A 21,429-nucleotide genomic window follows, 5' to 3' on the forward strand; every position below is an offset into this window, starting at 1 on the left:
GCACCTATGCCAGTGCCTACGCGGACGAGGATCCTTGACGCGGCGTGGGATCTGTTCCTGCGGGAGGGATTCGCCGGGACGACGGTGACGCAGATCGAGGCGTCGGCGGGCCTGTCGGCCGGGAGCGGCAGCTTCTATCGGCACTTCCGGTCCAAGGGGGAGGTGCTCCAGGCGGTCGTCGACCGCGAGGTCGACCGCGCCAACGCCGAGCGGCAGACCGGCCCCGAGCCCGAGGAGACCGGAGGCGACGTGCGGGCCGCGCTCGCGGTCGAGTTCGAGCGCCGGCTCGGCAATCTGCGGCGGCTCCACCCGCTCATGGAGCTCGTCGCACGCGAGCGCGACCATCTCGGAGCCTCGGTCGACCATCTCGACGAGCTCTTGGTCGCCCGTAACGTCAGCATCCGTTCGCAGCGGCTGGCCGGCTTGATGGCAGCCGGGGCGATCCCGGCGCGTGACGCGGAGGCCCTCGCGGCGGTCATTACCTTCGCGCTCACCGGCTACCACCTGTCGGTCCGATTCTTCGGACACCAGCCCGCCGGGGTCGGCGAGGAAGCCCTGATCACCACGCTGGTCGACCTTGTCGCAGGCGCTTAGCACGCGCCTTGCCTTCGTCGGTCGTTTCCGTTCGAGTTTGATTGTTTGAGTTCGTCTCCTGGACCGGGGCTACGCCATGCATTGAAGTGTCCTCATCACTTCACGAGGAGAGCGCCATGGACATACCGGCAAGAATCAACCGCCGGACCCTGCTCACCGCCGCCGGCGGAACGCTCGTGGCCGGAGCCCTCGGCACGGGCGTGGCGCGGGCCGACGCTACCGTGGGCATCAATCCCGCCGCCGACCAGGGCGCCTGGGAAGGCTGGGGCACCTCCCTGGCATGGTGGGCCAATGTGTTCGGCGACCGGGATGACTTCGCCGACCTGTTCTTCTCCACCAAGACGGTGAGCTACAACGGCGCCTCGCTGCCCGGCCTCGGCATGAACATCGTCCGCTACAACCTCGGCGCGTGCAGCTGGAACGACGTCGGCGGCGAGCGCATGGTCGTGTCGCCCAACATCCCGCGGTTCAAGCAGATCGAGGGTTTCTGGCAGGACTGGCGCAACGAGGATCCGGCATCCTCGGCGTGGAACTGGAGCGCCGACGCCAAGCAGCGCGCGATGCTGGTCAAGGCGACCCAGCGAGGCGCGATGAGCGAGCTGTTCGCCAACTCGCCGATGTGGTGGATGTGCAACAACCACAACCCGTCCGGCGCGGCCGACGGCGGCAACAACCTCCAGTCGTGGAATCACCGCCAGCACGCACTGCACCTGGCCGCCACCGCCCGCCGCGCCCGTGACCAGTGGGGCGTGAACTTCCGGACGGTGGAGCCGTTCAACGAGCCGTCGTCGAACTGGTGGAAGGCCGACGGCAAGCAGGAGGGCTGCCACATCGACGCGACGACGCAGCGCAGCGTCATCGCCCACCTGCGCACCGAGCTGGACCGGCTGGGCCTGGACGGGGTGGCGGTCGCGGCATCCGACGAGACGAGCTACGACCTCGCCCGCACCACCTGGAACAGCTTCGACTCGGCCACCAGGGGCCGGGTGCGCCAGGTCAACGTGCACGGCTACCAAGGCCTCAGCGGCCGCCGTGACCTGCTGGGCAACGACGTACGCGCGTCGGGCAAGATCCTGTGGAACTCCGAGCACGGTGACAACAACGGCACCGGCATGATGACGGCCCGCTGCCTGCTGATGGACTTCCGCTGGCTCAAGCCGACGGCCTGGTGCTACTGGCAGGTGATGGACCCGACGGCCGGCTGGGGCGCGATCCGCTACGACGGCAGCTCGGGGCAGGCCGGGGCCGTGGAGACGAAGCTGTACGTCCTGGCGCAGTTCACCCGGCACATCCGGCCCGGTATGCGGATCATCAACACGGGCGTGAATTACGCGGTGGCGGCGCACGACCCGGCCGCGCAGCGCCTGGTGATCGTTGCCGCGAACAACGGTGCCGCGCAGACCCTGACCTTCAATCTCTCGGCGTTCGGTACGGTGCCGAACGGCACGGCCACCCGCTGGTCGACGCTGACCTCGGGATCCGGTGACCGGTACACCCGGCGCCAGGACCTCACGGTGAGCGGCAAGCTCGTACGCGTGCCGTTCGCGGCCGGCGCCGTACAGACGATCCAAGTGGACGGGGTGGTCCGGTGAAGAGCGTAGTGGCGGCGATGGTGCTCGCCGCCTCCGTGCTCCAGCCTCAACTGCAGCCCCAGCCGACCGTCGCACAGGCGGGGCCGAGTGTGACCTTTCTGGCGGATACCGTGCTGGACCAGTCCGCGCTGTACTTCGTGTCGTACGACGGGCTGGTCAACAACAACGCGTTCCAGGACGCGCTGGTCACCTACAACGGGTACCAGTACGCGGCCTGGTACGCCTCCAGCCGCAACGCCGTGATCGCGCGGCGTGCGCTGAGCGGGGGCGGCTGGGAGAAGGCCGTGCTGCCGCACCGGCTGAGCGTCAACGATTCGCACAACGTGATCTCGATCGGCATCTCGCCACAGGACGGCACCCTGCACGTCGCGATGGACACCCACAACACCCGGCTGTACTACACGAAGTCGGTGGCGGGGCTCGCCACCCAGCCCGGCTCACACCAGTGGTCGCCGTCGGTGTTCGGCACGGTGCAGCGGACTCTTGGGGGCGTCGAGCTGGGGAACATGACGTACCCGCAGTTCGTCGTGACGCCCGAGGGCGCGCTGCAGTTCAGCTACCGGACCGGCGGGTCGGGCAACGGCGTGAACGAGCTGGCCGAGTACACGGGCGGCAGCTGGCGGAAGCTGGGCGGGTGGTCGTCCGCGACCGGGAACTACACCGGGCCCAACGGTGTCGTCTCCACGACGCGAAACATGTACCTGCACGGTCTCACCTACGACCGGCGCGGGCGGCTGCACGCGGCGTTCACCTGGCGCGAGGGCAACACCAGGGTGCTGTGCAGCCCCGGCGGTCTGAGCAACCACGACACCGGTTACGTCTACAGCGACGACCGGGGCCGGACCTGGCGCAATGGCGCGGGCACGGTCGTCGGGACCACCGGCGGCACCCGGGTCTCGGTCAACTCGCCGGGCCTGATCGCCGACCCCCTGGACCCGAACCATGGCCTGATGAACCAGGAGGGCCAAGGCGCGGACTCCGCCGGCACACCCCACGTCGTGATCAGCTACGTGCCGGGCAGGTTCACCCAGTGCGTCTCGAACTACGCACAGCAGCGCACCCAGTACGGCCGCACCTTCCACGTCGTGCGCAACGCGAACGGCACCTGGACCAAACGCGAGGTCCCGGTCCCACCGGGCAGCACGCAGCGCACGAAACTGGTCTTCGACCGCAACGACAACGCCTACCTGGTGATGCCGCGCGGCCGGATCGTCTCGGCGAGCAAGGCCGAAGGCTGGAAGGACTGGACCCTGGTCTTCGACCGGCCGTCGATGAACGCGTTCGGCGAGGTCAACGTCGACACGTCCAGAGTGGCGGTGGACGGCGTCCTGTCGTTCCAGTACCAGCAGCGCTCGACCGGCACCACACCGTCGCCGATCCGGGTGGTCGACGTTCGCCTCGGCTGATCGTCAGCCGCGAGTCGACGAGCTCCGTCCCGCCGGAATCAACGCTGTCCTGGCAGCGAGCGGCGCGGCGCCGACCGCTTCGCGTTGCCGGGCAGCGGGTTCGGCGAGCCCGGCAGCGACGAGGCCCGGATCATCAGCTCCGGGAGGATAAGGGCCCGTTCGACGGGCCGACGGCTGCCCTCGAGGAGGCGTGCCACCAGCATCTCCACGGCCATACGGCCCACCAGCGCCTTCGGCGGCCGCACCGCCGTGATGGCCGGATCGGCGAGGTGGGCGACCTCGTCGTCGTAGCTGACGAGCGCCATGTCGTCGGGAACGCGGATCCCTCGCTCCGTCAGGTACTGGAGCAGCGAGATGGCATCGGGATCGCTGTGGACGATGAGTGCGGTGGTGCGTGAGCGGCGGCAGCCATCGAGGATGTCGCTGATGATCGCGCGGTGCCCGGGCATGCTGAGCGCGATACTCTCACGTATCAGGAAGTCGTCGGGGAGGCCGAGCTCGCCGCAGACGCGGTGCCAGCCGACGGCGAGGTGAGCCGACGTGGGGCTGCCCTTGGACAGGACGAGCCCGAGGTTGCGGTGGCCGAGCGCATGCAGGTGCCGGACCGCCATCTCCAGGCCGAGCGCGTGGTCGCTGCGCACCCATTCCAGCTGGTGCGGCGTCGGGGTCCACTCGGGTGTCTTGCGCTCCACGAAGACGACGGGGATGGGCAACTTGCTGATCCAGTCGATCATTTCGTTCGTCTCGCGCGGGTCGTAGCCGTCCAGGTTCGGCGCCAGCAGCAACCCCTGCACCTGGCCCGATTCAGTCAGCCGGACGATTTGCCTGCGGTCCTCCGCCCGGTCGTAACTGGAGCCGCGCAACTGCATGTTCACACCGTGCGCGGCCGCGGCGTTACGGGCGCCGCTGACGATCTGCGGCCAGTAGAAATCCAGCGAGGGGACCACCATCCCGAGCGTGAACGCGGGCGTCTTGAGCCGTCGTCGGCGCACCGGCTCCCGCTCCAGCGCCGACGGCAGCGTGGCCCCGCCGTGCACCCGGGTCAGCAGACCGCGATCGGCGAGGGCGGCGATGTCCCGCCGGATGGTCAGCTCGCTGACCGACAGCTCCCGGGCGAGATCGCGTACGCGAACGGCCCCGTGCAACCGAAGCTGGTCCATCAGCCTCTCCCGGCGCTGCAGGGCGAACATTTGCTGCGTTCCGATGGACCTCATGGGTCGTCCCCTCCCGTTCGGTACGGAGCTGGGTGCCATGTTCGAGTCTGGTCGATTATGTCGTATGTGTTCGAGCTCTGGTGGCTGCGTATGGGCGACCACTATCTCTGGCTCAGCGTCATCTGGCTGGAACTCTCAGGAAACACAACTGGCACCCGCCCTGGTGGCGTGTGCCCCGAGGCGGAGGAGCACGCACTTGATGCAGTCCAAGCCTCGCGCGCTGATCGTGATGAGCAAGTCCAGCTTCGAGGCGCACTTCGACCGGGACCGGCTGCGGCGGCTGGCCGACTCGGTGACCCTGGAGGAGCCGTGCTGGACCGACGACCTCGACGGCGAGTCATCCCGCGAGCGGCTGGCCCGCGCCGAGGTGCTGCTCACGTCATGGGGCGAGCCCGCGCTGACCTAGCAGCGGCTCGCCGCGGCCCCCAGGTTGCGCGCGGTACTGCACGGCGCGGGCAGCGTGCGCGACCTGGTCGGCCAAGAGGTGTGGCAGCGAGGGATCCGGGTGACCAGCGCCGCGGACGCCAACGCCGTCCCGGTGGCTACCGTGTGCGACCGTCGCTCCCACAGGAGAGGACGACAGCGCGGGATCGATTGGGAGGAGCGCGCGTTCCATGAGACTCCGTACAACACACCCAGCGACGCAGCGTGCCTGGACAGTGGAACTGCGACCCGGTTCCGGCGGGCCGCAGCTTGTTTGTCAGCAGTGCGGCCGCGGGGGCATGGTGCTCGTGGCCGCTTCCGCGCGCTCAGCGGCGCTTGAGCATCTGGTGGGTCATGCCCGGCGTGACGCTTTGCCGTCATACATGCGGATCTGCCAGTGCCATGAGCGAGGCTGCCGCTGGCACCCACGCCACCGTGGCTGTGCAGGACCTGTCCGTCTACTTCTCGCCCGCGAGCGGGGCGGCCGCCTCTGGCGGCTTGCCGATGCATGTACGGCATGCGCGTCGGTGACGGAGCAAGCCTCCGTGGTACCTGAAACGGTCCCGCGGATGACCATGACGTCTTCCTGCAGCAGCGTCGCGCGGCGTCGCAACCGGCGGCCCAGGGGGCCGGGCGACCAGACTCGGGTGCGTGAGATGCTCAGCTACCTGGCCGCTGCCCTGCCCAGCCACACCGGCGCTGCGGCCCGGCTGCTCGCCGTGCAGTGTGCCCTACGCATGGACTCAGAAGGGAAAGTCCGGCTGCCGGCCGGCGTGATGCGCAGTCTTCGTCTGGGCCGTGACCCACTTCCGTGGAGTGAGCTGGAGCAGTCACGTTGGCTCCGCAGAACGCCCACTGCTACCGGGGCAGCCGACGGCGTGGTGACCGCCCAGCTCCTCGACGGCGTCTTGTTTGCTCAGAGTCCCGCACGTCCGGACCGCAGGAGCGCTGCCGACTGGGCTCTGCGTATGGCGAGCGGTGTCTGTACGGCCGCCGGTGACGCTTCTGTGCGGCTTACCGTTCTCTGCCTTGCGGCGCACAGAGGTGCCTCCGCTGGTCGAGGATGTGCCGAGTTGGAGTGGATCGCGCGTGAGTGCGGACTCGCTCCCGCGGAGCTCATCGCTGTGCTCGATCGGTTGACCAGATGCCTCATCGGCTGGCACGTCGCCTCCAGCTCGGGAGATCTGCACTGGGAACTGCTGCCGGAGGCATCGGTAGCAGCCGACACGCGGTCGATGTGGCGCCAGGGTGAACTCCAAGAGCAAAGGGAAAACGGCCTCCTCACGCTCGACGGCATCGGCCTACCGCTGAAGTAGCAGTCGCCCCGGTCCAAACAGGCGTTGTCGAACACTCAGTCGTGCGGCACCAGCGCGACCGGGCAGTGCACGTGGTGGATCAGAGCGTGCGCGACCGGCCCGGTGTGCGGGCCGACCACCGCACGGCGCCTGCGGCTGCCCACGACGAGCAGCCCCGCACCGGCGGCGGCCGCCGGCCATCCCTCGTGGAGCTCTTCCTTCACAACGGCGGTGGGGTACTTCTCGCGCCATGGTGCGAGCAGCTCCGCCAGCTCGCGCTCCGCCTCCGCCCCGCGCCGGGCACGCGCCTTCGGCAAAGCCGTGGGAGAACGCACCCGCCAGGCGTGTACCGCGCGCAGCTGTGCACGGCGCAGCTCAGCGGCGTGGAAGGCGAAGAAGGTCTCGCACGGATTCTGCTCCGCTGCGATGACGGCCGATGAACCCAACGCGGCCAGTGGGGGAAGCGGATGGTTGGCGGCGGTGAGAGTGACCTGCCAGCGGTGCCTGTCCGGATCGAGACCGCGCGGAACCTCCGCAGCCAATGACAGCGATGCCTGAAGTGACCCATCCGGTTCCACCGTGACGGGCAGAGAACGCGGCTGGTCCCAGGCGTCCTTCAACACCACCAGGAATGGGTGCGCAAGATCGATCTCCTCAGGCGCTACCACATCGAAGCGGCGTTCCTCCTCTTCCGGCTCGATCTGCCGGACCGGGCGCTTCTCCCACCTCGCGTCGATACGTTGCTGGACCTCCTCGGTGCTCAGCGACGCACTGGTCACCAGCAGCCGGTCCGAGACGCGACCAGAAACAACCACATGTCGCTGAGTCCGGGCTCATCCCATGGCAGCCATGTCACCGAGCCGCGGATCTGCCGCAGGGCTTCGGCGAGCGCGAAGTCCTCGGGCTGATCTCCCAGGACTGCGACGCGCTGCCGGGACCGGAGTGCTCTTGAGATCGGGACACACAGGCCGGCCTCGTGTGAACGCACCGCATTGCAACCTTCGAGAGCTCCCGGGTGCAACTGCGACAGCAGCGGCGACTCCCTGCCGCGGGTGGCCGCGTCCCGCCACTCCTTTACCGTGATCTGCCCCCCGATCGCGGATTCCTCAATGCCGACATGGATCCCCCGATGAGGGGGGCGTGGCACCGTAGCCAGCGGCGTCAGTTCACGAGCGTTGTCGTCGTCGAACAGACGGTTGCACTGGATCAGGTCCTCTCGCTTGTTGGTGGCGAGCCGCAGACGGAGACCGTCAGAGGCCTACTCTGCTTCGTGCACGGCGGAGCCGTTCCAGGGCTCCTTGCGAAGCATCTCCCTGAACTGCTCAGCCGCAGCAGCGTCGGTGATCTTCCTCTCGGCCAGCAGCCGATCGACTGTGCCTGGGTTCAGGGCGTCGAATGTGGCCCACGAGGGGCTGTAATTAACCGGTTCGGGTCGTCCCTGTTCTTGGCCACCTGGATGCACAGCAGGTTGTCGTGGGCGTCCGCGTGCCCTTGAAGGACGTAGTGGGCATCGTTCGTCGTTCCCGACTCGGGCAAGCACCGACCGCTACTCATGCTCGGACAAGCGGATCTCGCTACTCCGAGGCGTCTGCCAGGTCGACGGAGGGCTCTTGTCCACGCTGGAAGGCACGGCCGAAGTGTTGGCCGGAGCTGCCGACGGACAGGAGGTCCGGGCGTTTGGCCACGCGACCGTCTCCGGTGGAACGCCCACGCGCGCGCCTGCCGATCCACGGACCTAGGAATCCGGCGACCCAGCGCACCTCGGCTGACGCGGCACGCAAGAATCGTGCCCGACCAACAGGCAGGACGGGCAACGGGTGCGTCCAGGAGTCGTCAGTGTCTGGCACGTTGAGCGAGTGAGCGAGCGCCGCCGCGATCCGCTGGTGGCCGAGTGGGCTCGAGTGGAGGCGGTCCTGACTCCACAGGCGTGGATCCGTGGCCACCGGATACAGGGTGACGTCGGCGACGACGACACCATGCCGGTGCGCCGCCGCGCGAACACGGTGGTTCAGCGCCTCAAGACGCGGCCGGAGCGGACGGGCCAGCGGAGTGACGCGCGCGATGTCGGGAAAGGTGAGCGTCGCCACGCGCGCCCCCTGGCCGGTGAGCGCGGCGAACATCGCCTCCAGATGCGCGGCCACCTCATCCGGATCGAAGCGGGGGCGCAGCATGTCGTTGACTCCGGCCACGACCGTCGCGAAGTCCGGCCGCAGCGCAAGCGCCGCGGGCAACTGCTCCGCGTGGACCTGCCCGGCCAGACGGCCCCGTACTGCGAGATTGGCGTACCGAAGCTGCGGGCTGTGCCGAGCCAGGTGCTCGGCGAGCCGGTCGGCCCACCCGCGCAGGCCTGTCACATCGTCGCCGTCGCCGACCCCTTCGGTGTGACTGTCACCCAGGGCCACGAAGCGCAGATAGCGGGTCTCAGTGCCTGACATGAGCGGCTGGCTCCTTAATGCGATCACCGGAAGAGCCCCCACTCTAGTCAAGTTTTTGAGTAATAGTCTTGGCGCGCTGGTCGAGCCTGCGCAACGCCATGTCGCCCCACTGGAGGTTCTCCCGCTCGAACGACATCCCGCGCAGCAGAGTGAGGTACGGGCCGATACGCTCGGCCTCGGCGAAGTACGCCTCCTCTGAACGGCCGCCCAGCAGTCGTTGCCGGATTCTCTCGTAGCGGGCCAGCTTGGCCGTGGCCCATTCCATGCGTTCGAGGACGGCGGCGCGCACCGCCTCGACGTCGCCGGCGTCCGCGCACTGCACCTTGACCAGCAGCTCGTCTCTGATGACCGCGGGCCGACCCGGCGGCTCGGCCGTGTATGCGCGCACCGCCTCCCGCCCAGCCTCCGTCAGGGAGAACAGCCGTTTGTTGGGACGACGCCGCTGCTCGACGAGGCGAGCCGTGACCAGCCCCTCGACCTCCATACGCTCCAGCTCCCGATAGAGCTGCTGAGGCGTCGCCGTCCAGAAGTTCGCGACCGTCGCGTCGAAGCCTTTTGCGAGGTCGTAACCGGACGCCTCGCCCTCCAGCAGCGCGGCCATCACCGCGTTCCGCAATGCCATGGGAGCAAGGTACGGCCCAGCGAGTGTTCAATGATGAGCACTCCCGAAGCGCCGCACCCTCGACAAGCACCGGAGTCGCCTCTACCCTCCTCTACACATATGCAACTTGTTGAGTATCGAGGTCGATCATGCACCCCTTCCGCAAGGCCGTCGAGAACGGTGACCTGGACGCCGTGGCCGCCCTTCTGGCCGACGACGTCGTCTTCACCAGCCCGGTCGCCTTCAAGCCGTACCCGGGCAAGGCGATCACCACCGCGATCCTGCGTGCTGTGACACAGGTCTTCGAGAACTTCACCTACGTCCGGGAGATCGCGAACCCCGACGGCCGCGACCACGCGTTCGTCTTCACCGCGAGCGTCGCCGGAAAGAAGCTCCAGGGCTGCGACTTCCTGCACTTCGACGAGGACGGCAAGATCGACGACTTCACGGTGATGGTGCGCCCGCTGTCGGCCGCCCACGCGCTGTCCGAGGCCATGGGCGCCCAGTTCGAGAAGATCGCCCGAGAGGCCGCCGAGCAGTGAGCCCGACGACCGACGCCGTGGTCATCGGCGCGGGAACGCCTGACTGACCGCCGCCACCCCGCTGTGCCGCGTCCTTCGGCACGGGCGCTTCGAGTTCGAGACGGCGCTGCACCAGTTGTCCGTAATCGAGCCGTCCTGCACACGCTCACGGCATCGGGGTAGGCCGAAGACCGAGAACGCGGCGCGGCTCCCGTCGCGGGCGCCGTGCGGCAAGGATGACGGGTCATGACGATCGTGTTCCGGGTCCCTGCCGACGGTGCGGAGCGGGTGGGGTTCGCCTACTCGCCGACGATGGAAGCCGTGCTGAGTCTCCATGTGCGGGTGGAGCCCAAGCACCACCCCGTCCAGCACGGCTGGGCGCGTTCGTGACTGAAGGAACTCCGCGCAGCAGACAAAGACGAGCTCGCCGAACTCCGCGCCGACCGCGAAGCCCTCATCCGCGTCGTCCACCAGCTGACCCTGGAAACCGGCAACCCCGCCAGCAGCGCACGGCCCCTGCCCCTGCAGCAGCACGGGCTGCACAGCGCAACTGGTGTGGTGCTGTCGCTGGTTCGGGTGGTGGGCTGAGTCAGCATGCACAGGGATTGGCGGGTCCTCGGTGCACCTTTCGGCGACGAACATGGCTTACGGGTGGAAGCCTGCAGGGACTATGCGCTTGCTGGATCCGTGAGCGGTCCAGGCCGGGTGGGGCGTGGAGGCGTCCCACCCGGCCGGGTGTTATCGGATGTGCTTCGCCGGCTTGGTGGCCGCGTTGAGCAGGTATTCCAGGGGGCCGCGGCGGAAGAAGCGGGACCAGATGGCGGCGAACAGGGTGGCTCCGAGGATGAACATGAGCAGCGGCACCCATGATTGCTGGGTGCTGGTCCCGGCGGGCATGGACAGGGCGGACTGTGCGAGGAAGTGGCCGACGTAGGCGGTCAGGGACATGGTGCCCACGGCGATGACCGGCTTCGCCAGGCGGCGCAGTCGCGGCAGGCGGTCCATCAGCACCGTCGCGCCCACGATCACGAGGATTGCGACTCCGATGCTGCCGATGATGTCGAACGTGGTGCCGCTGTGCGGCCCGGCCGACAGGAGCGACGACGCCGGAATATTGGGGAACGACCCGCCGTCGGGGGGCATCGACCCGCTGCCGGGGGGCATCGACCCGGAGCCGCCGGACGACGACCCGTCTTCCGCCGTGCTCCTCAGCGCGTTCTTGCCGGCGAGCAGCAAGGACATGCCGTACGCGGCCACGGTGAGGGCGGCACCGACTGCGGCCAGGCGCCGCTTGACAGTGCTGGAGGACAGGTCGAGGCGGCCCAGCGCCATACCTGCGATCACGAACGACATCCAGGTGAGCGCCGGGTAGAAGCCGGTGAGCAGCAGATCGAGCACTCCCACCTCGCTGAGGCGGCGGAGCGGGTCGTAGGTGTTGATGCTCTCCTGGACCGACGGAGTCAGCAGCGAGGTCAGGACGAACGCCAGCTGCGGTGTGACGAGGGCGAACGCGGCCGCGATGATCGCGAGCGTCTTGGCGCTCAGTCGCACCAGGGGCAGGGCGAGGAGGAAGTAGACCCCGTAGAAGCCGAGGATGATCACTCCCCCGTACTCCATCGCCATTGCGGTGCCCAGCGCCAGCAGGACCACGGCGCGGATCGCGATCCTGGCCTTCGCCTGCCGGCAGGCCAGGCCGGTCTTGGGCTCGCGGCGGCCGGCGAGCAGCATCAGTGAGAACCCGGCGAGGGTGGCGAACAGGACCGAGGAGTGACCGTCCGCCAGGTACCGGATCCAGCTGCCGACACCGGTCGTGGCGGACAGCGGGGGGCCGATGTGCACGATGTACATGCCGAACACCGCCAGCGCGCGGGCCAGGTCCACCCCGACGAGGCGTCCCATCGAGGGACCGGGTGAGGCCGGCACGGCGGACTCGGGGGAGGTTCGGGGCGGCGGAGGCGAGTTCTCCTGCGGAGCTGACGTGCCCTGCGGTGTCGTTGGTGTCTGTGGCATGTGCAGACTCTCGCGTCGCCGCCGGGCGGGGAGCCATCCGGCAGGCTTCGGTAACGGCCCCGCCGGTCGGCGGGTACCGCCCCGCCGACCGGCGGAGTCTTGTTCCGACCCGTCCGGTGCGAACCAGTGCGACTCGACGACGATCTTCTTCAGCCACTCGGCGGGGGTGGACCCGACGGTTGCCGGATGGGCGCACGGAGGCCGGGATTCCAGGCTGGAGGCATGACACACCGTGCGCGACACAAGGTGCCCGACGCCCTTCTCGCGTCATGGGCCGACGTGCCGGGCCGTGACGCCGTCCAGAGGGGCGGGTTTGCGAAGTTCCTCGGCCTGATGCCGGCGGCGGGCGCCCTCGTCCTGCTCGTCGTGCGTCCTGAGGTCCCCGAAGCGTGGGTGCGCGCCTTCGCCACGAGCACAGCCGGACTCGTCCGCTGAGCCGGCACACGATCACGCCCGGTCGGCCCGGCAGCCGCCGACGCGGTGCCGGGCGGACCGCAGAAGAAAGGAATTTCGTGAACACCGCATCCGCCCCGACGACGGATGAGACCCATGAGACCTCCCTGTCCGCCCGGGAGACGGTCAGGGCGCTGTACGCGTATGTGCGGCCGCACCGGTGGGCCGTCGTCCTCGGCCTGGTGTGTGCCCTGGTCGGGGCCGGCGGGGGACTGCTGCAGCCGTTGGCCACGAAGGTGCTGGTGGACCGGCTCGCGACGGGTGAGACCATCGCCGGGATCCTGATTGCGCTCACCGTGCTGGTGGTGCTGGGCACGGCGGTCGAGGCGTTCGGCGCGTATGTGCTGGAGCGGACGGCGGAGTCGGTGGTCCTGGCCGCGCGGCGCACCCTTGTGGGGCGGTTGCTGCGGCTGCGGATCGCGGAGTGGGAGCGGATCCCGCCGGGCGATCTGATGTCCCGGGTCACTTCCGACACGACGCTGCTGCGGGCGGTCAGTACCCAGGCGGTCGTCTCCGCGGCCTCTGGCGCGGTGGCCTTCGTGGCGGCGATCGTGATGATGGCGTTCCTGGACGTCGTGCTGCTGGGTGTGACGCTCGGGGTGGTCGTGCTGGTCGGCGGGGCCGTCGCGCTGGTGATGCCGAAGATCGCGCGGGCCACGGAGCGGGCGCAGGAGGCGGTCGGGGAGGTCTCCGTCGCGCTGGAGCGGGCTCTCGGGGCGTTTCGCACGGTCAAGGCGTCCGGCGCCGAGGAGCGGGAGACCGACCGGGTGGAGGCGGCGGCGCGGCGGGCGTGGCGGCACGGTGTGAAGAGCGCGAAGTGGGAGGCCGTGGCGGGCTCGGCCGACGAACTCGCCGTCCAGCTGGCCTTCCTCGCGGTGCTCGCGGTCGGCGGGGCGCGGGTGGCGTCCGGGGAGATCCCCGTTTCCACCCTCATCGCCTTCCTGCTGTACCTCTTCTACCTGATCGAGCCGGTGTCCACGCTGATCGAAGCCGGGTCCTCGTATCAGGAGGGGGCGGCCGCGCTGTCCCGGATCGCGCAGGTGGAACGCCTGGCGACGGAGTCAGCCGACCGTCGGACGGGCGCCCTGCCCAGGCAGGGGGCACCGGTCCCGGGTCCGGCGTCGGTCCGCTTCGAGGACGTGTCCTTCCGCTACCGACCTGGCCAGCCGTACGTCCACCAGCAGGTGAGCTTCGAGGTACCGGGCACCGGGATGACGGCCTTCGTGGGCCCCTCCGGTGCGGGCAAGTCGACGGTGTTCGCACTCCTCGAGCGGTTCCACGAGACCACCGGCGGCCGGGTCCTGGTCGACGGCAAGGACGTACGGGACTGGTCCCTGTCCGAGCTACGGTCCGCCATGGGGTACATGGAGCAGGACGCCCCGGTGCTGGCCGGCACGCTCCGCGAGAACCTCGTCTTCGCGGCGCCCGGCGCGACGGACGACGACATCCGCGACGTCCTGGCCCGCACGAAGCTCGACACCCTCGTCGAGCGCCTGCCCCACGGCCTGGACACCCCGGTCGGACACCGCGGCTCGAAGCTGTCAGGCGGTGAGCGGCAGCGCGTCGCCATCGCCCGCGCCCTGTTGCGCAGGCCACGCCTGCTGTTGTTGGACGAGGCGACCTCGCAGCTCGATGCCGTCAACGAGCTGGCGCTGCGGGACGTCGTCGCGGAGGTGGCTCGCGAGACCACCGTGCTGGTGGTGGCCCACCGTCTGTCGACGGTGACGGGTGCCGACCGGATCGTCGTCATGGACGGCGGACATGTCCGGGCCGTGGGCACCCATGAGGAACTGGTGGCCCAGGACCGGCTGTACGCGCAACTGGCGGCCACCCAGTTCCTGGCCCCCGCGCGATGACGCACCACACGCAGGGTGTCCGGTCGTCCACTGCCGCGTTCCCGGCCGGACAACCCCAAGCACCGACACCCACGCAAACCAAGACTGTGAAAGGCCCAGTATGCGCACCGAGTCCGCCATCCGTTGCAGAGGTGCGGTGTGGGACTGGCTGGCCCAGCCGACCGCGCTGTTCGGCGGCGTGTACGGGCTCCTGGTGTCGAGTTCGGCCGTCGCCGCGCTCACGCAGTTCGGCGAGACGACTCGAGCGGCACGCATGGACGACGCCCTATGGGTCCTGTTCACCGCCCTCGCCTCGGCCCTGGCCCATGGCTACGCCCACCAGATCGCCCACCGCGACGCGCAGGGCCATCCCGGCGTACGGGGTGTGGTGCGTGCCGTGCTCGCCGAATGGCCGCTGGTAGTGGCAGCGTTGCCCACCACGCTGGTGCTGTGGGGGGGCGGGCCTTGGCTGGTGGCGCTCAACAGGCATCGAGTACGTCGCCTTCGGAATCAACACCGTCCTGCTGCTGGGCTGGGGCCTGCTCGCCGCACGGGCCGCGGGCCGGACGTGGGGACGAGCCGTCAGGATCGGCTGTATCGACGCGCTTCTGGGAATGGCCGTCGCCTTGGTCAGCACCCTGCTGGAGTGACGAGGCGATGTCGCGGATGCCGCTGAGGGGGGCCGATGTCGTCGGCCGCGTATCGGCCCCTGTCCGGTCTCCGTCAGGCGCTGACGCCGGCCACGGCGTCGGCGAGCGTACGAGCTCCACGCAGATCAGCCGACGGACCGAGGACTCAACACCGTTCTGAAGGGGCCCGCGACAGGACACATCCCGCCGCCGGGCGGCGGACGAGCGGAACTGCGGTTCGCGGCATGAGGTCTGGACGTGACCGATGGGCTCATCCAGTCACCACCACGCACAGCATGAGGTGGCGTGCCGTGGCAGGCGGCCGGGCGGCGGCTGTGCCGCCCGGCCGCCTGGTCGGTCAGTCCGCGCTGAGGGGAATGCGCAGCCGCACCCGGTAGCCGCCCTCCGCGGTCGGGCCCGCCTCCAGGGTGCCGTGCAGAATGTCGGCCCGTTCCCGCAGACCGACCAAGCCCTGCTGCGAACCGGGCAGGGACAGCGAAGGCCGGGTGGGCGGGGTGTTGGTGATGGTCACTCCGATGCCGTCGCCGGCCTGCCACAGCTCGACGCGCGCTCTGGCGCCGGGGGCGTGCTTGCGGACGTTGGTCAGCGCTTCCTGGACCGTACGGTAGAGGGCCCGTTGCGCGGGTGTGCCCACGGTGGGCGGCAGCTCACCCGACAACTCCACGTGAGGGCCGCCTGATTCCACCAGTTTGCGCAGGTCGGCCAGGGTGGGCTGAGGCGTCAGCTCGGTGGCGTTGCCGCCGGAGGCGCGCAGCAGCGTGACCATGGTGCGCAGTTCGTCGAGCGTGGTGACGCTCAGCGAACGGATCGTGCGGGCGGCTTCCTTGGCGTCCGCGTCCTTGGTGGCGACCTGCAACGCACCGGCCCGTACGGCGATCAGGCTGACCTGGTGGGAGACCACGTCGTGCATCTCGCGGGCCAGCTGGGCGCGTTCGCGGGCGAGCACTGCCTGGGCATGCAGGGCCCGCTCGTGCTCCCTGGCCTCCTCGATCTCGGCCAGCCGCCGCGCCAGGTCCCGTTGCGCCTGGAGAAGCTGGCCGAAGAGGACCGGGGCCGCGGCGGTCGCCAGGCCGTACACGAAGAAGACCAATGTCATGGTCCGGTCGACCTCGGCCAGAGGCCACGGAGTACTGCTCGCGACGGCGGCCAGGGCGACGCACACGGCGAGGAGACGGCGATTTCGGGAGCGTTCGGACAGGGTGAACAGCGCCGCGAGCACAGCGACGGCGACATCCTGCATCAGCGCGACGGGCAGGGTCAGCAGGAACACACCGAGCGGGAAGCGGCGCCTGAAGGCCAGCGCGGTGCAGCCGATAGCGGCCAGCGCGAGCTCGAGGGGCATGTGCTCCCCCATGTTGAGCCATATATCCACGGCCGCCACCGCCACCAGGGCGAGGTCGGTAACCGGCGTGGGAAGCCGCTGCCACATGGCGCGTGCGCGGCTCATGGGCCTGCCTCCTGCGCGTGCTCGTCGAGCAGTCCGGCCCGCTGTGCCAGCAGCGCGGCCTGCACCCGGCTCGACACCCGGAGCTTGGTGAGGATGGCGCTGACGTGGTCCTTGACCGTGCCGGCACCCAGGTGGATGCGCGCGCCGATGTCGGCGTTCGACAGTCCCTCCGCCACCAGGACGAGGACGTCGCGTTCACGTGCGGTGAGCAGCCGGACCCGTGCCGCGTCCTCGTCGACGGCCGCCTCGGTGCCGGGGTGGCTGTGCAACAGGCTCCGTGACGCCTTGGGGGAGAGCACGACGCCGCCCGCGGCCAGGGTGCGCACCAGGTGGGCGAGCTGCTCGGGCTCGGTGTCCTTGAGGAGGAAACCGGCCGCGCCGGAGTGCAGGGCGGTGAGGATGTACTCGTCGGCGTCGAACGTGGTCAGCATCGCCACCACCGGCGAGTCCGGCATCGTGCGCAGCTCCCGGAGCACGGTGAGCCCGTCGACGTCCGGCATCCGGATGTCCAGCAGCACCACGTCGGGCCGCTCCCGGCGGACCGTCTCGACCGCCTCGCCGCCACTCGCGGTCGCGACGACCGCGATGTCCTCGGACGCGCCCAAAATCAGCTGGAAGCCCGAGCGGACCAGAGCCTCGTCGTCAACCACCACTACCCGGATCACGCGCTCCCCCTACCCTTCGTTCATACCGTCCGGCCCACGCCGACTCGACCCTAAAGCACCGATCGGTCCCGGCGGCCCGCTGAGCTGCAGCTCCAGCCACACGGCGGGGTAGCACCCACCACTCGGCAGGGCCGCGGCAGCCTTCTGTCGGATGGGCCGTGATCGGCCCGGCCTCCAGTCTGAGGGCCATGACCCATCACCTGGACTCCGCGCTGCTCCCGGCCGATACCCCGTCTTCTGGAGGTGAGCGTGGTGAGCCCTCGACCGGTGCGCCCGGAGTGGGCCGACTGATCGGGCTGGACCTGGCCCGCGGCCTGGCCGTCTTCGGCATGTACGCGGTCCACGTGGGCCCCGCCCCGGCTCAGGGCGGTGTCATCGGCTTCCTGATGGAGCTGGCGCAAGGCCGCTCCTCCGCCCTGTTCGCCGTCCTGGCCGGCTTCGCGGTCGCTCTCATCACCGGGCGCCGCACGCCGAAGACCGGCCTGGCCGGCCGTCAGGCCGTCGCCAAGGTGATCATCAGGGCCGTGATCCTGCTGGCCCTCGGCACCGCCCTGACCATGACCGGCACCCCGGTCGTGCCGATCCTCGCCTTCTACGGACTGTTCTTCCTGCTCGTGCTGCCGCTGTACCGGCTGGGCGCCAAGCCACTGGCGCTTGTCGCCGCGGGATGGGCCCTGGTGGGCCCGCAACTGCTGTACGCGCTGAAGCCGGTGGTCGGCGGCCGCGTGTTCCTCTCCTACGGCCAGGCCGACGGCCCCGTCTCGTTGTTCTTCACCGGCGGTTATCCGGCCCTGACCTGGGTCCCGTTCGTGATCGCCGGTATGGCTGTCGCCCGCTGCGACCTGACTGCCACGGCCGTCCGGATAAGCCTCGCCTGCACCGGCGTGGCCCTCGCCGTCACCGGCTACGGCGGCTCCTGGCTGGCGGTGCGTCTCGTACCCGGTGCCGCCGAAGCCGTCCGGAAAGCCGAAGAGGAGTCGGGCATGTCGTCCGTGTCATCCGTATCGCCCGACAGCATCGGCATCTTCGGCGACACACCAGCCGGGATGCTGGCCTCAGCCCCGCACAGCGAGGCGACCCTGTCCATCATGGCCGCCACGGGTGTGGCGATCCTGGTGATCACCGCATGCCTGGCCGTCATGGACGCCTTCCCCAGGTCGCGCCGCCTGGCCAAGCCCGTCATCGCGGTCGGCTCGATGTCACTGACCGCGTACGTCTACCACATCGTGGCCATCTGGCTCCTGGACACCGAGCAATCGGCCGTCCCGCCGCTGTACGTGCTGCTCGGCTTCATCGCGTCCATCACCCTCCTCGCCACCCTCTGGTCCCGCTTCTTCCAGCGCGGGCCACTCGAATGGCTGATGGGCAAGGCGACCGGGATCGCCCGACGCATTCGATAAAACGCAGCCGGAGAAGCGTGCCCGGAGCCCGTCGCCCAGGTGGGGCGGTCGCGCTGGGGGCCTCACGAACAGTCTGTGGTTCTTCGGCGGCCCTCAAGGCGCTTTAACGGGCGCCGCATCGGCGCCCTGTCTTCAGGGGCTCCCGTTCTCTCTGGTCCGGATCGGCGGCAATGACCTTGGGAGTCCCTGGATGTCCCTGGAGCAGGCGGTCGGGCCGGTCAACCGGTTGGGCGTGAACCACCCCAAGCCCCGTAGCCTCAAGCGGCTTTGGTCGCCCAAGCCGTGGCTGACCCGGGGCGGCGACGCCGTCTGCTACTTGCAGTGGCTCACGAGCGTGAGCCGGTGACCGTCGAGGTGCCCGGCACCCACCACAACGGACATCGACCCCGACGGGGCGTCCTTCGGCCGGTACGGCGTGGCAGTGCTCCGGCCATGACCACGATCAGCGGGCCCGACCACTGCACGCCGGAGCCATCCCGCCCGCCTGCTGGGAGGGCGGATCCCTGAGGGGCAAACCCGGCAGCGACACCTATCACGAGCTTCGCGCGTCCGGACACCTCGTCCGAGACGCGGAGGGCGGTCTGCTCACCTTCGCGTGGCCAACCCGGGAGGCCGACGAGGCGCCAACGCTCCCGATGGCGTACTGCAACGCCCCCCGGGGCACGCGCCGCGCTGTGGCGGCGGCTGAACGCCAATTACGTTCGCTGAGCGTGGAGTGCTTCTGACTCGACTACCCTGTGCTGCACACCCACACGTGGCCGGCCGCTGCGCGTGGCTGGCGAGGACCGGCTACTTGTCGCTGGTCCGCTCCGCGTGGGCGGGCAGCCAGAGGTACGGGGCCCTGCTGCGGCCCGGTGACATCCCCCACCACCTTCGGCTCCCTCGCACGCCCGCGCAGTCCCCGCTGATATGGATTCCTGTGTTCATCCGGGAAGGGGGACGACGTCGCAGCCTGGCTCAGCTGACATCCGTCGAGTATGGGCGCTCTGCGTTTCACCGCGAGTTACGACCTGGGCGGAAATCACCAGCCTCGACACGCGTGGGCAACCGCCGCTGCTCTTTCGACCAGATGAGGCGGCGAGCGGCATTTGGCCGCCAACTCCGTGGATCACCAACCTGGGGTATCCGTCGTGGCCTCAGCCGCACCGGCGGCAGTCGCGTCTTGGCCCGCGCACAATCCTGCCCCGGGGACCATGTCCCGGCCCCTGGCCCAGGCATGGCCGGCCACTGCCCAGGCCGCGCCGCGGACGGCAGGTCGGCGTCAGGCGGAGCTGAGATCAGTCGGCCAGGTCCACTGCCGAGGCCCGCAAGGGCTGTCCCCTTGCGGGCCGAGCGGGCCGTGCAGGCCGGGGTGGGGCAGGAAGCCGAGCCACCCCGACCGGACATCAGCGGATGTACTTGGCGGGTTTGGCGGCGGCGTTGAGCAGATACTCCAGAGGGCCGCGGCGGAAGAAGCGGGACCAGATCGTGGCGAACACGATCGCTGTCAAGATGTACGTGAGCACGGGTACCCAGGACGTCGTGGTGCCAGCGCCGGAAGCGGGCCACGCGGACTGTGCGAGGAAGTGGCCTACGTAGGCGGTCAGGGACATGGTGCCCACGGCGATGACCGGCTTCGCCAGGCGGCGCAGTAGCGGCAGGCGGTCCATCGCCGCCGTCGCGGCCACGATCACGAGGATCGCGATGCCCGCGCAGCCGATGGTGTCGAAGGTGGTGCCGGTGTGGGACACGGCGCCCAGCAGGTCCGAGGCCGACAGCTCGGGCCCGCCGGGTGCGCTGCCCATGGAGCCGGAGACCGCGGAGCCGCTGCCCATGGAGCCCGGACCGGAGCCGCTGGAGGGTCCCCCACCTCCGCCGACGTTCCATACCGCGCTCGCGCCGGTCAGCAGTGTGGCCAGGCCGTAGGCGGCTGTGACGAGGCCGGCACCGAGGACGGCCAGGCGCCGCCGGACGACGGGGGCGGACAGGTCGAGGCGGGCCAGAGCCATGCCGGTGGTCACGAACGCCATCCACGTGATGGTCGGGTAGAGGCCCGTCAGCAGCAGATCGAGTACTCCCACGGTGCTGAGGCGTTCCAGCGGGTCGTAGGCGTTGATGGTCTGCTGGACGGAGTCGCTCAGCCACATCTTCAAAACGAACGCCAGCTGCGGCATGACCAGCGCGATCCCGGCCGCGATGAGCGCCAGTGTCCTGGCGCTCAGTCGTACCAGGAGCAGTGCAAGGAGGAAGTAGACGCCGTAGTAGGCGAGGATGATGATGTCCCCGTACTCCATCGCCAGCACGGTGCCCAGGGCCAGCAGGATCACGACGCGGATCGCGATGCGGGCCTTCGCCTGCCGGCCCGCCAGGCCGGTCTTCGGCTCACGGCGGCCGGCGGCCGGCGATCAGCATCAGCGAGAACCCGGCGAGGGTGGCGAACAGGGCCGAGGAGCGTCCCTCGGCCAGGAAGTACACCCAGCTGCCGACGCTGCCCTGGGGGGAGTCCATCGGGGCGATGTGCACGATGGTCGCGCATCCCCTTCGAGGTGGATCACGCCTGGTCGGGAGTCCTGGGCGTCACGCGTGACTGGAACGGCGGCGTGCACTGGGACCCGGCATCCGGGATCGGATCGTCCACCGGCTACGCGGGACACGGTGTCACGGCGGCCTATGTCGGCGGCAGGACTCTCATGGAGCTCGCCTTCGAGAAGGAAACCGAACGGACCACGCTTCCCTGGGTGGGCTACCGGGCGCCGAAGTGGGAACCGGAGCCCATCCGCTGGCTGGGTGTTCATGCCATGTACCGGCTCTTCGGCATCGCCGACCAGTGGGAAGAGCGCAGGGGCTCCAGCAAGACCTCACTCCTGGCCCGATTCGGCAGCCGCCTCGCCGGACTTCACGAGTAGACG

General features: G+C 69.6%; 18 protein-coding genes and 2 pseudogenes. 12 read left to right on the forward strand and 8 right to left on the reverse strand.

Translation table 11 applies throughout. The features are described 5' to 3' along the window. Positions 1 to 6 precede the first annotated feature (6 nt). The 3 genes from CLM62_RS46090 (at position 7) to CLM62_RS46100 (ending at position 3,592) form a co-directional block, all read left to right on the forward strand. Positions 7 to 594 (forward strand): TetR/AcrR family transcriptional regulator, encoded by a 588-nt coding sequence (locus CLM62_RS46090; protein WP_095755887.1) that lies wholly within the window; start codon positions 7 to 9, stop codon positions 592 to 594. A 116-nt stretch (positions 595 to 710) separates the two neighbouring features. Further along, entirely contained in the window at positions 711 to 2,186 is a 1,476-nt protein-coding gene (locus CLM62_RS46095; RefSeq protein WP_095755888.1) for a glycoside hydrolase, read from the forward strand. A gap of 17 nt (positions 2,187 to 2,203) precedes the next feature. Then, a complete protein-coding gene (locus CLM62_RS46100) occupies positions 2,204 to 3,592 on the forward strand; it encodes a BNR repeat-containing protein (protein ID WP_095755946.1) in 1,389 nt (462 codons plus the stop codon). A gap of 38 nt (positions 3,593 to 3,630) precedes the next feature. On the opposite strand, the gene CLM62_RS46105 is transcribed toward CLM62_RS46100, so the two are convergent. Then, positions 3,631 to 4,806 carry a substrate-binding domain-containing protein gene (locus tag CLM62_RS46105; protein ID WP_095755889.1) on the reverse strand — a complete coding sequence of 392 codons (1,176 nt, stop codon included), beginning with the start codon at positions 4,804 to 4,806 and terminating at the stop codon, positions 3,631 to 3,633. Positions 4,807 to 5,005: 199 nt separating this feature from the next. Here CLM62_RS46105 and CLM62_RS53380 point away from each other — a divergent pair, with 199 nt between their 5' ends. Then, the gene (locus CLM62_RS53380; protein WP_373559254.1) at positions 5,006 to 5,212 is read left to right on the forward strand and encodes a hypothetical protein; all 207 of its coding nucleotides are present in this window, start codon (positions 5,006 to 5,008) and stop codon (positions 5,210 to 5,212) included. A gap of 1,090 nt (positions 5,213 to 6,302) precedes the next feature. Further along, positions 6,303 to 6,545, forward strand: a complete 243-nt coding sequence (locus tag CLM62_RS50555) for a hypothetical protein (protein ID WP_179382503.1) — start codon at positions 6,303 to 6,305, stop codon at positions 6,543 to 6,545. A 35-nt stretch (positions 6,546 to 6,580) separates the two neighbouring features. On the opposite strand, the gene CLM62_RS52555 is transcribed toward CLM62_RS50555, so the two are convergent. The 3 genes from CLM62_RS52555 to CLM62_RS46140 form a co-directional block, all read right to left on the reverse strand. Beyond that, positions 6,581 to 7,339: a universal stress protein gene (locus CLM62_RS52555; protein ID WP_257004487.1), complete on the reverse strand. Its 759-nt coding sequence runs from the start codon at positions 7,337 to 7,339 to the stop codon at positions 6,581 to 6,583. A 759-nt stretch (positions 7,340 to 8,098) separates the two neighbouring features. After that, on the reverse strand, positions 8,099 to 8,959 hold the full coding sequence (locus CLM62_RS46135; RefSeq protein ID WP_095755892.1) for an SGNH/GDSL hydrolase family protein: 861 nt from the start codon (positions 8,957 to 8,959) through the stop codon (positions 8,099 to 8,101). A gap of 43 nt (positions 8,960 to 9,002) precedes the next feature. Next, positions 9,003 to 9,581 (reverse strand): PadR family transcriptional regulator, encoded by a 579-nt coding sequence (locus CLM62_RS46140; protein WP_095755893.1) that lies wholly within the window; start codon positions 9,579 to 9,581, stop codon positions 9,003 to 9,005. A gap of 128 nt (positions 9,582 to 9,709) precedes the next feature. On the opposite strand from CLM62_RS46140, the gene CLM62_RS46145 reads away from it, so the two are divergent. Both CLM62_RS46145 and CLM62_RS46150 read left to right on the forward strand, forming a co-directional pair. After that, positions 9,710 to 10,102, forward strand: a complete 393-nt coding sequence (locus tag CLM62_RS46145) for a nuclear transport factor 2 family protein (RefSeq protein ID WP_067271159.1) — start codon at positions 9,710 to 9,712, stop codon at positions 10,100 to 10,102. 225 nt (positions 10,103 to 10,327) lie between these two features. After that, positions 10,328 to 10,468: pseudogene (locus CLM62_RS46150) on the forward strand (DUF5937 family protein); the annotation flags it as partial. A gap of 351 nt (positions 10,469 to 10,819) precedes the next feature. Here the strand turns inward: CLM62_RS46150 and CLM62_RS46155 are convergent. After that, on the reverse strand, positions 10,820 to 11,980 hold the full coding sequence (locus CLM62_RS46155) for a DUF418 domain-containing protein (RefSeq protein WP_095755894.1): 1,161 nt from the start codon (positions 11,978 to 11,980) through the stop codon (positions 10,820 to 10,822). Positions 11,981 to 12,313: 333 nt separating this feature from the next. On the opposite strand from CLM62_RS46155, the gene CLM62_RS46160 reads away from it, so the two are divergent. Further along, positions 12,314 to 12,526, forward strand: coding sequence for a hypothetical protein (locus tag CLM62_RS46160; protein WP_095755895.1), 213 nt, complete (start codon positions 12,314 to 12,316; stop codon positions 12,524 to 12,526). A 77-nt stretch (positions 12,527 to 12,603) separates the two neighbouring features. Then, positions 12,604 to 14,400 carry an ABC transporter ATP-binding protein gene (locus CLM62_RS46165; protein WP_095755896.1) on the forward strand — a complete coding sequence of 599 codons (1,797 nt, stop codon included), beginning with the start codon at positions 12,604 to 12,606 and terminating at the stop codon, positions 14,398 to 14,400. 966 nt (positions 14,401 to 15,366) lie between these two features. Here CLM62_RS46165 and CLM62_RS46175 read toward each other — a convergent pair. Then, a complete protein-coding gene (locus tag CLM62_RS46175) occupies positions 15,367 to 16,476 on the reverse strand; it encodes a sensor histidine kinase (protein ID WP_095755897.1) in 1,110 nt (369 codons plus the stop codon). Further along, entirely contained in the window at positions 16,473 to 17,129 is a 657-nt protein-coding gene (locus tag CLM62_RS46180; protein ID WP_095755898.1) for a response regulator transcription factor, read from the reverse strand. Before CLM62_RS46180 ends, CLM62_RS46175 begins: the two co-directional genes overlap by 4 nt. A 200-nt stretch (positions 17,130 to 17,329) precedes the next feature. Between CLM62_RS46180 and CLM62_RS46185 the strand changes: the two genes are divergently transcribed. Both CLM62_RS46185 and CLM62_RS49150 read left to right on the forward strand, forming a co-directional pair. Next, positions 17,330 to 18,541 carry a DUF418 domain-containing protein gene (locus CLM62_RS46185; RefSeq protein WP_095755899.1) on the forward strand — a complete coding sequence of 404 codons (1,212 nt, stop codon included), beginning with the start codon at positions 17,330 to 17,332 and terminating at the stop codon, positions 18,539 to 18,541. 190 nt (positions 18,542 to 18,731) lie between these two features. Continuing rightward, positions 18,732 to 18,887, forward strand: a complete 156-nt coding sequence (locus CLM62_RS49150) for a hypothetical protein (protein WP_107483871.1) — start codon at positions 18,732 to 18,734, stop codon at positions 18,885 to 18,887. A 1,039-nt stretch (positions 18,888 to 19,926) separates the two neighbouring features. Here the strand turns inward: CLM62_RS49150 and CLM62_RS46190 are convergent. After that, positions 19,927 to 21,028 (reverse strand): annotated as a pseudogene (locus CLM62_RS46190) (DUF418 domain-containing protein). 38 nt (positions 21,029 to 21,066) lie between these two features. On the opposite strand from CLM62_RS46190, the gene CLM62_RS46195 reads away from it, so the two are divergent. Continuing rightward, on the forward strand, positions 21,067 to 21,426 hold the full coding sequence (locus CLM62_RS46195) for a hypothetical protein (RefSeq protein WP_257004489.1): 360 nt from the start codon (positions 21,067 to 21,069) through the stop codon (positions 21,424 to 21,426). Positions 21,427 to 21,429: the final 3 nt, after the last annotated feature.

Origin of the sequence: Streptomyces sp. SA15 (assembly GCF_002291145.1) — a bacterium.
Lineage (GTDB): Bacteria > Actinomycetota > Actinomycetes > Streptomycetales > Streptomycetaceae > Streptomyces.